Raw genomic sequence first — 12,864 nt, forward strand, 5'->3', positions numbered from 1 at the left:
GAATCATTTCGATCATCTCCCACTGAAGGTCAGTCAGGTCACTTGGGTACGCTTTTCGAATCGCCTCGGACACCGTGCACTCCTTTGCGTTGATGAACCGCAAAGTGTGAACAAAACCAGACTTTCAAAAAACCTCAGTTTCCGGATAGCCTCTTAGAAGCTGTTGGTGCCTCCGGGTTGGATGATTCTCCGAAAGCTGTCTGAGAATCGCTTCGCGATCAGCCGGACTTTCAGTCGAATGGTCGACTTTTTGTCTTAATTGCGATGCACGACATGGCTCACTTCGGTCAGTTGGCAGATGTTCGTCGTTCATTAGGACGAAAACCGTTCGCGTAATTATCTGTGTGTGGTCTAATAATTTGGAAATTAGCTAAAATAGAGGTTCGCTATGAATATTTTAGATGTTCGGTCATATTTATTCTTCGGCGGTCGTTGCGAAGAAGCACTGGAGTTTTATCAGTCGGCGATTGGGGCGAAGCCGGGGATGGTCCTTCGCTTCAATGAAAGCCCCGATCCGGTTCCTGAAGGAATGATTCCTCCGGGATTCGAAAACAAGATCATGCATGCAGAGATGCAGGTCGGGAACGTTTGGATCATGATGTCGGATGGATGCGATGTTGCTGAGAAATTTCAGGGTTTCCGATTGGCGTTGACCGTAACGAAACAAGAAGAAGCAGAGAAACTCTATAACGCACTCGCGGAGGAAGGCAACGAAGATATGCCGCTAACACCGACATTCTGGTCACCGTGTTACGGTCAGGTTACTGACAAATTCGGGTTGGGATGGATGGTCATGGTGCCGGGCGAAGAGTAAATCGCAACAGAGAATTCTGCTGGAGGATTGACTCTTCGAAGTGAGTGATTCAACAACGGGGATTAAAGATGAAATACATGTTGCTCATATACAGCGACGAGGCATGCTGGACCGAAGACGAACGTACCGCGTGCATGTTAAAGTCGATGGAAACCTGCGATGAGTTGTCGGCGGAGGGGAAGTTAATTGATTCTGCTCCGCTGTATTCGGTTAAAGCAGCGACGAGTGTCCGACTGCGAAGTGGCCAACGGCAAATCACAGACGGGCCATTTGCGGAAACAACGGAACAGCTTGGGGGATATTATCTCATCGATGTTGAGCACCTCGACGAAGCGATTGCGATCGCAAGTCGACTGCCGCCGGTCGAGAAAGGAACGGTTGAGATTCGACCGCTGTTCCCACTTCCCGAACGTCCAGTTGATTGACTTCGATTGGCTGATTGAGTGAATTCGAAGTCAGCTGTTTCGTTCCCCGAGAAATCACAGAAGGATGATTCCCGATGCAGTTTGAGCAAAAGATTACCCCATTTCTGTCGTTCGAAAGTGAAGCTGAAGATGCTGCGAATTTTTATGTTTCTGTCTTCCCGGATTCAGAGATTCTGCGGGTGCTTAAGAATCCCATGAACGGGGCTGTGATGACGGTCGAGTTTCGGCTGGCTGATCTCACATTCGTCGCTTTGAATGTTGGACAGAAGTGGGAATACACGAACTCAATCTCTTTGGCGATTCGTTGTGAGTCGCAAGATGAGATTGATCACTACTGGGAGAAATTCCTCGATGGAGGGAAGGAGATGGCTTGCGGGTGGCTTACCGATCGGTATGGCGTGGCTTGGCAGGTAGTGCCTGCTCCCATGGGTGAGTATCTCGGAGACCCGGACACGGAGCGGGCCACACGCGTGATGAACGCAATGATGACGATGATTAAGTTGGATTTTGCTGCTTTGAAGAACGCTTACGAAAACGAAGATGAGTGACTTAGCGATTCAATTCGTTGTCGGGCGGCAGTAACAAATAGAGGCAATTCTCTTTCGGAACATTTTAAGGAGTTTGTATAATGAAAGTCATGGTGATCGTGAAAGCGACTCAGAAGTCGGAAGCTGGCGTGATGCCATCCACCGATGAACTGGCAGAGATGGGCCGGTTCAATCAGGAGCTTCTGGATGCTGGTGTGATGTTATCTGGAGATGGTTTGCATCCGACTTCGAAGGGAGTTCGCATCTCTTTCAATGGACAGAATCAGACCGTTACAGACGGACCATTCGCTGAGACGAAAGAGCTCATTGCGGGTTTCTGGATGTGGGAAGTCGACTCGATGGAGTCAGCGATCGAGTGGGCGCGGAAGAGTCCGTTCCAGGAAGGGGAACTCGAACTGCGTCGCGTCTTCGAGGCCGATGACTTCGGTGAAGAGTTCACTCCGGAACTTCGCGAGCAGGAACAAAAATTGGCAGAGGAGCTTTCCAAGCGGCAAGAGTCGTCATCTTAGTGGGATGACGATCGTGTCCAGGAGATGTTGTTGAGATGTGTTGACGGACGTCTCGTACTTTAGTTGACCCAAACAGATTGCCCTCAGTAGCGAGAGAATTCATGTTTACGAAATCGTTTTCCGTGGTCTTGTTGATGTCGATCTGTGTCGGGGCGGCGGCCCAGGAGACTCCCGAGTTTCCGTCACCCGAGCCGGAACATCAGTGGCTTCAAAAATTCGTTGGCAACTGGTCACTCACTTCGAAAGCAAAGATGGGACCCGATCAGCCGGATGTGGAATGTTCCGGGAGAATGCAGTGTCAGATGCTGGGCGAGTTCTGGCTCATCAACAAGATGGACAGCGAGATGATGGACTCGACGATGAAAGGGGTGCAGTCAATTGGATATGACCCGGTGAAGGAAAAGTACATCGGGACGTGGGTTGATTCGATGACCAGCACGCTTTGGGTGTACGAGGGAACGGTCAATGAGGCCGGGACCAAGCTGACTCTCGAAGCGGATGGACCCAACTTTACGACTCCGGGGAAAACGGCGAAGTTTCGCGACGCCTACGAATTTCGATCACCCGATCATTTGGTTGTGACTTCGTCGATGCAGGGGGACGATGGGGAATGGATCACATTCATGAGCGGAGATGCCAAGCGGATTCGAGACAGGGAATAGTCCGCGGAGAGCTGGAAAGCTTCTGAAATGGAGACGGGGTGAACGTCTGGGGAGGAGCGAATTCTCAGAGCTGGCGGGGAATTCTTACAGCAATGCGACGCGGAACGAGGAGTTCGCGTCGCATTTTCTTCAATTGGGCTGAGATTGCTGCTGATTGTTTGTTGCTGCTTCGCTAACTTACGGACCGACGCTGGTGTCGCGTGGCAATTCGTCCATCGGGATTGCTTCCCATTGCACTTTTTGATCGAGTCCGAGTCCATTCATGTCTTTCCCACCCGTTTCCGAACAACTCAAAGTCATTCGACGTGGAGTCGAGAAGATCGTTCCCGAAGAGGAACTGGAATCGAAGCTTAAGAAAAGCCTTGAAACGCAAACTCCATTGCGGGTGAAGTACGGAATTGATCCGACGGCAGCGGATGTTCATCTCGGGCACACTGTTCCGCTTCGAAAGATGCGCCAATTTCAGGAACTGGGGCATCAGGCGGTCATCATCATCGGAAATGCAACAGCGATGGTGGGTGATCCGAGCGGACGTGATGAAGCTCGTTCGAAGCGGCTTTCTGAAGCCGACGTCGAAGCCAATGCTCAATACTATCTGGAACAAGTCGGAAAGGTGATCGATCTGGAGAAGGCGGAAGTTCACCGGAACGGCGACTGGTTCGGGAAGATGAGCCTGGTCGACATTCTCAACCTTTGCGGCAAGGTTACGGTCGCTCAACTTCTCAGCCGCGATGATTTTGCGAAGAGGATGAAGGCTGAAGTTCCGATTTTTCTGCACGAGTGTTTGTACCCAATCATGCAAGCCTGGGATTCGGTCATGATTCGGGCGGATATCGAACTTGGTGGAACCGAACAACTTTACAGCTTCATGCTTGCTCGCGATTTGCAGAAGGATCAGGAGCTTCAGCAGCAGATTGGCGTTATGTCTCCGATCCTCGTCGGGACCGACGGAACTCGCCGGATGGGGAAGAGTCTCGGAAATTACATCGGGATTTCCGAAGAGCCTTACGAGATGATGAAGAAGTTCATGCAGCTGCCTGATGATGTGATGAAGATGTACTTCGAGCTGCTTACAGACATCGATCTCGACGAGGTCAAAGACATTCTCGCGGGGCATCCCAAGGACGCCAAGATTCGACTGGCTCAGACAGTCATCGGTCAGTATTGGGACAATGATTCCGGAGTTCAGGCTGCGAGTCGTTGGCAGAAAGAAATCGGTGAGGGAGGTCTTCCAACGGACATTCCGGAAAAGGCAATTTCTCGCCAACAGTTGAATGAAGACGGTTGCATGCAGGCTGCTCAATTGCTGAAACAATTGGGGTTGGTCCCTTCGACAAGTCAGGCAAACCAGCGAATTCAGGGTGGAGCTGTGTTCACGCTTGTCGACGGTGAAAAAACTGCCGTCGCCGACCGCAGCGAGTGGATCGCCCTTGCTGATGGAATGATTGTTCGCGCTGGTAAGAAAGCTTGGGCGAAGGTTCGACTCGAAGAGTCATCGTAACGTTCATCGCTGGGCTCAGTCGGTTTCAGCGGATGTCCATCGGCCATCTCGATGAAAGAGTCGCGGTTGTTTTCGTGCCATTCAAAGATTGTGGCGTCGCGTATTTGATGCTGCATCAAACGGTTCATGGTCGTTGGTGTCTGCTTTCTTCGCGAATTTGGCTGTCGTGACGAATGGGGCGGTGCGGGCAATTCGTGGAGTCTTTCCGGATGTAACGAATGATTGCATGTGCTGACCTGTGACGTATTTGTGGGAATCGCGTCGCTGTTGCTGGGCGATTGTTGTAAACCGAGACGGGTGAGGAATCGAATTTCGCGAATGTTCTTTTCGAAGTGTATGAGATAGTATCCGTCTGTCGGTTCCGGCGCGTCGTCGACGTTTCATCCCATTCATTTTCTAAAGATGTTCCCGTCTTATGATTCGAGTCCAGGATCTCACGAAAGAGTTTTTTGATCTCAAAAGGGGGCCAGTCGCCGCACTGAACGAAGTCTCTTTCGAGGTGAAACCGGGGGAGATCTTTGGTCTTCTGGGTCCCAACGGGGCTGGGAAAACGACGTGTTTGAGAATACTGAGTACCGTTCTCAAACCGACTTCGGGGCTGGCACTGGTCGCTGGGTTCGATGTGGCCCGGTCACCGGAATCGGTTCGGGCGAATATTGGATTCATGTCGGGGAATACGGGAATTTACGACCGTATGACCGCTTGGGAAATGGTCGAGTATTATGGCCGGTTGTACGGAATCGAAGAAGAACAGCTGCAAAACCGTCTGCATGAGATTTTCGACCAGTTGCAGATGAACGAAATCCGTGATCTGCTGGGCTCAAAGATGTCTACGGGAATGAAACAGAAAGTTTCGATTGCCCGGACGATTGTTCACGACCCGCCAGTGCTCATCTTCGATGAACCGACCTCTGGGCTGGATGTTCTTGTGGCTCGAGCGGTTTTGGAAGCGGTCGATTCTTTGCGTGATGCTGGGAAATGCATCATTTTTTCGACGCACATCATGCGAGAAGTCGAAAAGCTGTGCGACAGAGTTGCGATTATCCATAAGGGAGAAATCCTCGATGTCGGCACAGTTGATGAACTCATTCAGAAGTACGTTCAACCCGACATCGAAGAAGTGTTCTTCCATCTGATCGGTTCACGGGATCCCCTGATGAACGCGATTTGATTGTCAAGGATGTTTGGCTGCGAAAGAGACTCACAGAGAGCACTATGAGTTGGAAAAATATCAAGCTGATCTTCCTCCGAGAGGTGCGCGACCAATTGCGTGATCGCCGGACCTTGTTCATGGTGGCGGTCTTACCGTTGTTGCTGTATCCCGCTCTCGGAATCGGCATGGTGCAGATGACCGTGACCTTCGAGGAACAGACTCGCAGCGTTGTTGTGCTCGGCGTTGATGAAATTCCTTCGCCCAATCTGATCGACGGGACGAAATTCCGATCGGACTTATTTAAGGATCCGGGCGGGGCGGACAAGCTTCGCGTGATCTCTGATGCCACTGGAAACCTCGAAGAGCACGAAATCGAAGAAGAACTCCGCCAGGAGTTCACACAGTTTCTGGAGTCACTCAGAGCGAACGAGAAAAAGCTTCAGCGGCTTGCAGTGCTCGAACGCGATTTTCGACGTGATGAAACGTACGAACAGTCCGATCCGGAACTTGCGGAACTGATCAAAGAGCAACAGGCCCTTCGCAAAGAAGCGATTGCACTTCTTGCTGATTCTCCGGCTGAAGTCGTGATCCTGTTTCCTGCCGGGTTCAAGCAGGCTTATGCCGACCTGACGAATTCCATCGCGGGCGGCACAGTGACCGAAGAGATGCTGGATCATCTGCCTCGTCCATTTATCATTCATAACAGTGCCAACGAACGTTCGGAGATTGCATTTAGTCGAGCCAGTAAAGCATTGGCCGCCTGGGAAGATGAAGTTCTCTCGGACCGATTGAGTCACGCGAATCTGCCAGTTGCGTTTACCGATGCGATTCCGATCACGGACATTGATCTGGCCGAAGCCGATGAAATCGCTGCGAATGTCTGGAGCAAGATCTTTCCCGCGCTGCTGGTCATCATGTCAGTGACGGGTGCGTTCTATCCGGCGATCGATTTAGGGGCTGGTGAAAAAGAACGTGGCACCATGGAAACCCTGCTGATTTCGCCAGCAACCCGCGCTGAGATTGTCTTCGGAAAGTTTCTGACAGTGATGTTGTTCAGCATCTCGACGGCTTTACTCAACCTGGCAAGTATGGGGTTCACCGGAAAACATATGCTGACTGCGGTCAGTCAGGGAGCTGCGACTCCGCTGGGTGATCTCTCGTTTCCTCCACTGCTTTCACTGCTCTGGGTGGTCCTTCTCGCGATTCCCCTGTCAGCCTTGTTCAGCGCGTTGAGCCTGTCGCTCGCGATGTTCGCGAAGAGCAGCAAGGAAGGGCAGTATTATCTGACACCTCTGTTGATGGTGACGATGGGGCTGACGATGTTCTGTCTCAATCCATCGATCGAATTAACCCCTTATTACAGCGTGTTGCCCGTTGTGGGGCCCGCGTTGTTGCTGAAGTCACTTCTCCTCGAAGGGGCCACGTCATCCTCGGTGGTGACGTACGTACTGCCGGTGCTGATCACCAGTATTACTTACAGCGGAATCGCTTTGTGGTGGGCAATCGATCAGTTTCAAAGTGAAGGAATTCTGTTCCGAGAGGCGGAGCGATTCGATCTCGGGCTGTGGTTTCGGCATTTGCTTCGGGACAAAGAAGAGACGCCCAGCTTCTCGGAAGCAACGGTTTGTTTTGTCTTGATCGCGATGCTTCAATTCCTGTTCCTGACATCCATGCAAAGCTCTCCAGAAGCGTTGAACGGACCGGTTCGAATGGTGCAGGTGCAGCTGATTTACCTGATCGCCACTGTTGGAGTTCCTCCAGTGCTGATGGGGCTGTTGCTGACGACGAATCTCTGGAAGACTTTAAAGCTACATCTTCCGAACTGGAAGTACCTGGTGGCCGCCTGTTTGTTGCCACTCAGTCTTCAGCCATTAACGCTGGAATTGATGTCCGCTCTCGATCCCTTCTTCCCGCCGCTTCCTCCCGGAGCGGAGCAGATGATGCAGGCGATGGCGACAGACACTGTCCCGCTCTGGTTAACGCTTGCGACGTTTGCCCTGGCACCAGCTGTTTGTGAAGAGCTTGCATTCCGTGGATTCATTCTGAGTGGATTGCAGCGATCAAAACGTGAATGGCTGCCGATTATCATTTCCGCGATGTTGTTCGGGGTGATTCATATGATTCCGAAACAGCAATTCAACGCTGCTTTGCTCGGTATGGTGTTGGGACTTCTCGCGGTTCGAAGTCAAAGCTTGTGGCCGGGAGTGGTGTTCCACTTCGTGTTTAACGGTGTTCAGGTTCTGGCCGCCCGATTGACTCCTGAGTCTCTGACGGAAGGTCCCGCACAGTACGTCTTTCGGGTCGGCGAGTCGGGGACGATTGAGTCGGTGAGTTTTCAACCAGCTTTTCTGGTGGCGTGTGCAGTCGTGTCCGCTGGGCTGCTTTATTGGTTGTTTAACTCTGGAAAAACATCAGAGCATTTGGATTCAAAATCAAATCTGAATGGCTCCTTCGCTGCTGAGTGAACGGTTCGATGGAATTGTGAAGTGATTGCGAGCCCGGTTCGACGAATTGCTCTTGTCAGTAGTGGGGCGGATGCCAATGATACGATGTTGGAGGCTCCCATTTACGAGAGGAGCAAAAGAACTCAGGAACCGCGAGAGTGTCTGTTGCGAGGACGTGTATTGCTGGTCTGCTGATTTCGCTGTTAGCTTGCGATAACTTATATTGCGCCCAGCAACCGGTCGAAGACTCGTCAGCTTCAGAGAGTACGGCGTCTCTCGTTCGGCAACTCGGAAGCCGTTCTTTTCAAGTTCGCTCTGACGCTGAACGGAAGCTTCTTGAGAGTGGGTTTGAGTCTTTGGGGGCGATCAATCAGGGGATCAATTCCGACGACCCTGAAGTTCGCACGCGGTCTCTTCGAGTCATGCAGTTGCTGGAGCGGTCGATTTTCGTCCGTTACCGCGACAAAATTCGTGACAATCCGTGGCTCTTTCCCCAACAACTGACACCGGGTTGGGAAACCTTCTTCGAACTTGTCGGGGAATCACCCGAAGCAAGAGCTCTATACGTTCAGCTTCTGCAGAGTGAAACCGCCATCATGCTCTCCCTGAATCGGCCGGGATGGCAAGCCCGATTCGAACAGCGATGCGGGGAGATTCTGTCGTTTCCACAAGGTCCCTTTCAGGCGAAAACTTCGCTCGCGACGATGACCGCACTTCTGTTTCTCGCTTGCCATCCGGAAAATACACCCAGTGGGCCAGCGACGACGGTGATCAACAGCTTCTTAAATGACTCCCAATTCCGAAGGGCGACCCGCGACCAGAAAACCGGACCTGTTTTGCGTTCGCTGGTGGGCCAGTGGATTCTCAGTTCCGCCAGTTCTTCCAGCAGTCAAAGATTGAGCCTCGCAGCTTCATTTGAAATGTCTGAAGGTCTGGATGCTGCGCGAGAGTTGATCAGCCAACGCCACAAAGTCAGTTTCTCGCCCACACATCTTGAGGATGCCATATCTTATCTCGGGCGTTACGGAGGCCCGGTTGTGATCGAGGAACTGGAACAACTTCTCGATGACGAAATGAAGCTTCGTGGGCGCTATCGAGGAGGGCCAGAAGTTCAGGTGCGCGACATCGCACTCGCTGCGCTTCTGCACCTGACGAATCAGAGTCCCGAGACTTATGGCTTGAACGACCTGCGGCCTCGCACGGGATTCTTGTATATCGGGAGTTCTGTCCGATTCGAGAGTGCAGATGACCGTCTCATGGCGATCGAAAAGTGGAGGACGTGGCGCGCCAGAAACCTCGGACTTGCCATTCCGGACTCGACAATCGCTGACGAAGGCGTCGTTCTTTAGGCCAAACTTCTCTCTGGTTTTTAGCGGGAATTCGAACTCCGCCCAGACTTTTTCTGAGTGGAATTGTTTGTCTGAGCGATCCGCAGCGACTCCACATGATAGTCAAACCAGATGTCGCTCATTGTTTCGATCATCTTTTTGCGACTGTGAGCGAGGCCTTCGAGTTCGATGTATGTGTGATCAATTCCCAGATCGACCAGATGCTGGTGAAAGTCCCGAATTGTGGGAAGGTGTCCACCGTCTTTCGTTCCGCAGGCGATTTGAATGCGAAGTTTTCCCCGGATCTGTTTGAGATTCTTCTCGGCGAGCAGGAATGCGTCGTTGTCGCGGTAGTTTTGGATATCTGGGCCGAGATAGTTGTTTGGGTAAGTGGCGGGTGTGTCAGGATTGAAGTTTTCGGACGTTCGAGGGACGTTCCCCGCCTGGCAGAAGAGTGAGCAAAACATGTCAGGATACTTCATCGCGATGCGTGTGGATCCCCGGCCCCCCATTGAAAAGCCTTCGATACAGCGTCCCTCCCGCGACGGAATCGTGCGATAGTGCTCGTCGATATGAGGAATCAGACCTTCGATAAACATCGATTCGATCGGGAATTCTCCGTCCCATGAGTCTTTGTAGAAGGTGCTTCGTCCGCCATTCGGAAAGACCATAATCAGCGGCGGCCATTTCCCTGATTCAATTCCCTCATTGAGCACGGTGACATCTTCGAAGCTGTGGAATTCGTTGCCTCCGTTCCCATGCAGGTTGTAGATGACCGGGAATCGTCGCGAAGGGTCTCGATGGTATTCGGAGGGGAGATAAATGCAGTATCCCACATCCTTGCCGTTTTTGGAGAAGTGGAAGGTGTGGTGCGTAACTCCTTCGGGAAGTCCGCTTTCCGGAATCGAATTGACCCACGTGATACTCGGTCCGGTCGGCTTTCCGTTTCTTTGGGCGAAAAGTGGAGTGACTCCTATGGCGAGGAGGACAAAGACAGCCAGACCAATCGAGCGGTGGGCGGAAAAGCGAACATTCCAGTTCAGTGGCATGGAAAAAACTCCGTGTGTCCCATTCAGGCGCGGGGAAAGGGGAGCGGTTTGAGCCGTCAAACAGGCAATCTCCCTGTGAAACATCACTCGGTTCGACTAGAGTTTCACATTGCGAAGAATAGTGAAAACCGCCATTGAGGTCGCTGTTCACGAACGGGATTCTGCAGGGAATCTAATTGTCGACCTTCGATTGACGCGGAATCGGATCATAAATTCAAACAATCCTTGTCACTGAAAAGTGAATCGGATTGCATATCTGTTTCAGGAGTAGCGTTCATCATGGATCCATATGCACCGTGTCCTTGCGGTAGTGGCAAAAAGGTGAAATTCTGCTGTCAGGCCATTCTCCCGGAGATGAGCAAGATTGAGCGGTTGCAAGAGAACAACCAACCGCACATGGCGCTGCAGTTGATTGATAAGTTGCTGAAGGATCATCCGGAGAATGGCTGGCTTGTCACGCAGCGGGCGATGGCGCTTTTCAACGACGATGAATTCGAAGTTGCGCGCGACAGCCTTCTGCCATTCCTTCGTAAAAACCCTGAGCATCCGCTCGCGAATGCGCTCCTCGCAATCGCCGTGTCTCAAATCGAGCCGGTTGAGCGAAGCAAGAAGGTGATTCACCGAGCCTTCTTGAAAAGCATGAATGCAGAACCGCAACTCGTGGCGATTCTCGCAGGGAAACTGGTCTCGTACTTCCTCGAATCCGGACAGGACATGGCCGCCCGCCAGCACATGGCAATCGTCCTGCGACTTGGCAACGACGAAGAACGTCAGCGAACGCTGATGGCGATGCTGGAACTCGATGCCGATACGAGCGTGCCTTATCCGCTCAGAGGTGGACATCCCCTCCCGACCTACGAGCCTCCGGAAGAGCTTAAATCACAGTTCAAAAAGGCACAGCGACTCTATGTGCATGGATGCTTTTCAGAAGCAGCCGATTTGTTGCAGACATTGACCGAGCAGGACCCGGATTCCGCCGAGTTGTGGCACACCATCGGATTGATGCGAGCATGGGACGGAGATGAATCGTCCGGCGCAACCGCTCTGCATCGCGCAGCAAGTCTGTACGACAACTACGATCGAGCCGTCGACCTGGAAACGGTTGCCCAGCTTCTCGATCGTCGTCAGAAAGAAAATGCTGTCGTCTCCCGGATGCGAAGTTACGAAACCGAATCGCTTTCGCAGCTGTTGACCCGACTCGATAACGAAGATCGACTCTGCCGTGTTCCCATGGTCGATCAGAACAATGGAATTGCTGCATCGTACGACATTCTCGATCGAGAACTTCCCACGAACGATGAACTCGAATCGATGACTGTGGAAACAGTTCCGCGTTCGATCGCTCGACTCGTTTTGGTCGACAAGCCGGATGCTTCCTCACCTGCGATGGTTCACCTCACTGCTGTCGAGGGAGAACGACTTGAGAATGCCCAGGAGACTTTGGAAAAAGCTGCTGGAGAATTGATTCAAGCTGTTGAAGCACAAAGCGAGGAAGGTGACGATTCAGATGTCGTCGCGTGGTATGCCAAAGATGAGCTCGCTCTGACCGAGTCCGCTTTCTTCCCTCCGAAAACGCCGTCCCGAATTCGGCAGCAGTTGCGAAAAGAGTTTACGGATCGCAGCATCCATGAAATCTGGATGAACTCCGCTCAAAGCGCACTTCAAGGCAAGTCTCCTGCGGAAGCAGCAGATGACGAGTCGCTGAAGGTCCCGCTCGCTGCCGCGATTTGTGTCTTCGATGCGTTCCTCGATCGCCGCGATATTATTCTCGATCAGGAACAACTTGCTGAGAAGTTGAACGTGCAGCGTGCTGCAAAGATTCCACCGCAAGACGATCTCGATCTGAACACTCTCACGGTCTCCCAGCTTCAAAGAGTTGACCTCGACGGAATGTCTGACGAACTCTTCGATCTGGTGATGCAGCGAGCACTTGTCATTAAGCACTGTGGCCACGGCTACAAGATCTTGACAGAGTTCTTAAACAGCCGGCCTCAACTTGTTGCTGAAAAAGATACGGAAGCACAGCAGGCTTATCGGACACTCGCTGAAGTCTGCAGCCGGTCTCTGCGAGAAGGAGAGGCATTGGAATGGATTCAGCGCGGTTTTGAACATTCCAAGAGTACAAACGCTCCTTTCGAATCGTTGCTGATGTGGAAGATGCAGGAGCTGCAATTCCGCGCTAAAGATCTCGATGATCCGAAGCTGAAAGAACTGCTCCTCGAGTTGTGGAACCATTACGGAGCCAAACTGCCGATCGTTCGCGAACGGCTCGGAGAATTCGTCCGCGCACTTGAGATCGAGGCACCTTGGGAAAACGCGATTGTCATGCCGGGCACATCTAATGAGGGCGGAACGGATTGGACAGCCCAAACTGAAGAAACGGTCAGCGGCGAGAAAAAACTCTGGCTGCCTGACTAAGGATTCTGCGAAG

At 52.2% G+C, this 12,864-nt stretch carries 12 protein-coding genes; 10 read left to right on the forward strand and 2 right to left on the reverse strand.

Annotated elements, in window-relative coordinates; genetic code table 11:
* The first annotated feature begins 388 nt into the window (after window positions 1-388).
* The 6 genes from KOR42_RS17330 (at window position 389) to tyrS (ending at window position 4,459) form a co-directional block, all read left to right on the forward strand.
* Entirely contained in the window at window positions 389-814 is a 426-nt protein-coding gene (locus tag KOR42_RS17330) for a VOC family protein (RefSeq protein WP_146511109.1), read from the forward strand.
* Between the two features lie 68 nt (window positions 815-882).
* Window positions 883-1,239, forward strand: a complete 357-nt coding sequence (locus KOR42_RS17335; protein ID WP_146511110.1) for a YciI family protein — start codon at window positions 883-885, stop codon at window positions 1,237-1,239.
* Window positions 1,240-1,313: 74 nt separating this feature from the next.
* Window positions 1,314-1,787, forward strand: a complete 474-nt coding sequence (locus KOR42_RS17340; RefSeq protein ID WP_146511111.1) for a VOC family protein — start codon at window positions 1,314-1,316, stop codon at window positions 1,785-1,787.
* A gap of 80 nt (window positions 1,788-1,867) precedes the next feature.
* Window positions 1,868-2,296 (forward strand): YciI family protein, encoded by a 429-nt coding sequence (locus tag KOR42_RS17345; protein WP_146511112.1) that lies wholly within the window; start codon window positions 1,868-1,870, stop codon window positions 2,294-2,296.
* Window positions 2,297-2,397: 101 nt separating this feature from the next.
* Window positions 2,398-2,958 carry a DUF1579 domain-containing protein gene (locus KOR42_RS17350; RefSeq protein ID WP_146511113.1) on the forward strand — a complete coding sequence of 187 codons (561 nt, stop codon included), beginning with the start codon at window positions 2,398-2,400 and terminating at the stop codon, window positions 2,956-2,958.
* A gap of 262 nt (window positions 2,959-3,220) precedes the next feature.
* Window positions 3,221-4,459 (forward strand): tyrosine--tRNA ligase, encoded by a 1,239-nt coding sequence (gene tyrS, locus KOR42_RS17355; RefSeq protein WP_146511114.1) that lies wholly within the window; start codon window positions 3,221-3,223, stop codon window positions 4,457-4,459.
* Window positions 4,460-4,540: 81 nt separating this feature from the next.
* Here the strand turns inward: tyrS and KOR42_RS17360 are convergent, their stop codons facing one another.
* Complete coding sequence (locus KOR42_RS17360; RefSeq protein WP_146511115.1) at window positions 4,541-4,843, reverse strand: hypothetical protein; 303 nt, start codon at window positions 4,841-4,843, stop codon at window positions 4,541-4,543.
* Window positions 4,844-4,874: 31 nt separating this feature from the next.
* On the opposite strand from KOR42_RS17360, the gene KOR42_RS17365 reads away from it, so the two are divergent.
* The 3 genes from KOR42_RS17365 (at window position 4,875) to KOR42_RS17375 (ending at window position 9,405) form a co-directional block, all read left to right on the forward strand.
* Window positions 4,875-5,630, forward strand: coding sequence for an ATP-binding cassette domain-containing protein (locus tag KOR42_RS17365; RefSeq protein WP_146511116.1), 756 nt, complete (start codon window positions 4,875-4,877; stop codon window positions 5,628-5,630).
* 44 nt (window positions 5,631-5,674) lie between these two features.
* Complete coding sequence (locus tag KOR42_RS17370; protein ID WP_146511117.1) at window positions 5,675-8,077, forward strand: ABC transporter permease subunit/CPBP intramembrane protease; 2,403 nt, start codon at window positions 5,675-5,677, stop codon at window positions 8,075-8,077.
* A 137-nt stretch (window positions 8,078-8,214) separates the two neighbouring features.
* The gene (locus KOR42_RS17375; protein WP_146511118.1) at window positions 8,215-9,405 is read left to right on the forward strand and encodes a hypothetical protein; all 1,191 of its coding nucleotides are present in this window, start codon (window positions 8,215-8,217) and stop codon (window positions 9,403-9,405) included.
* 20 nt (window positions 9,406-9,425) lie between these two features.
* Here KOR42_RS17375 and KOR42_RS17380 read toward each other — a convergent pair whose 3' ends face one another.
* Window positions 9,426-10,433, reverse strand: coding sequence for an alpha/beta hydrolase (locus tag KOR42_RS17380; RefSeq protein WP_197441298.1), 1,008 nt, complete (start codon window positions 10,431-10,433; stop codon window positions 9,426-9,428).
* Window positions 10,434-10,712: 279 nt separating this feature from the next.
* Between KOR42_RS17380 and KOR42_RS17385 the strand changes: the two genes are divergently transcribed.
* Window positions 10,713-12,851: a hypothetical protein gene (locus KOR42_RS17385; RefSeq protein ID WP_146511120.1), complete on the forward strand. Its 2,139-nt coding sequence runs from the start codon at window positions 10,713-10,715 to the stop codon at window positions 12,849-12,851.
* Window positions 12,852-12,864 lie beyond the last annotated feature (13 nt).

The sequence above is a fragment of the Thalassoglobus neptunius genome (assembly GCF_007859735.1).
GTDB lineage: Bacteria > Planctomycetota > Planctomycetia > Planctomycetales > Planctomycetaceae > Thalassoglobus > Thalassoglobus neptunius.

Excerpts from the sequence above, each read along its gene's own strand:
- KOR42_RS17330 (WP_146511109.1), top strand. The coding sequence starts at position 389 with ATGAATATTTTAGATGTTCGGTCATATTTATTCTTCGGCGGTCGTTGC.
- KOR42_RS17335 (WP_146511110.1), top strand. The coding sequence starts at position 883 with ATGAAATACATGTTGCTCATATACAGCGACGAGGCATGCTGGACCGAA.
- KOR42_RS17340 (WP_146511111.1), top strand. The coding sequence starts at position 1,314 with ATGCAGTTTGAGCAAAAGATTACCCCATTTCTGTCGTTCGAAAGTGAA.
- KOR42_RS17345 (WP_146511112.1), top strand. The coding sequence starts at position 1,868 with ATGAAAGTCATGGTGATCGTGAAAGCGACTCAGAAGTCGGAAGCTGGC.
- KOR42_RS17350 (WP_146511113.1), top strand. The coding sequence starts at position 2,398 with ATGTTTACGAAATCGTTTTCCGTGGTCTTGTTGATGTCGATCTGTGTC.
- tyrS (WP_146511114.1), top strand. The coding sequence starts at position 3,221 with ATGTCTTTCCCACCCGTTTCCGAACAACTCAAAGTCATTCGACGTGGA.
- KOR42_RS17360 (WP_146511115.1), bottom strand. The coding sequence starts at position 4,843 with ATGAAACGTCGACGACGCGCCGGAACCGACAGACGGATACTATCTCAT.
- KOR42_RS17365 (WP_146511116.1), top strand. The coding sequence starts at position 4,875 with ATGATTCGAGTCCAGGATCTCACGAAAGAGTTTTTTGATCTCAAAAGG.
- KOR42_RS17370 (WP_146511117.1), top strand. The coding sequence starts at position 5,675 with ATGAGTTGGAAAAATATCAAGCTGATCTTCCTCCGAGAGGTGCGCGAC.
- KOR42_RS17380 (WP_197441298.1), bottom strand. The coding sequence starts at position 10,433 with ATGCCACTGAACTGGAATGTTCGCTTTTCCGCCCACCGCTCGATTGGT.
- KOR42_RS17385 (WP_146511120.1), top strand. The coding sequence starts at position 10,713 with ATGGATCCATATGCACCGTGTCCTTGCGGTAGTGGCAAAAAGGTGAAA.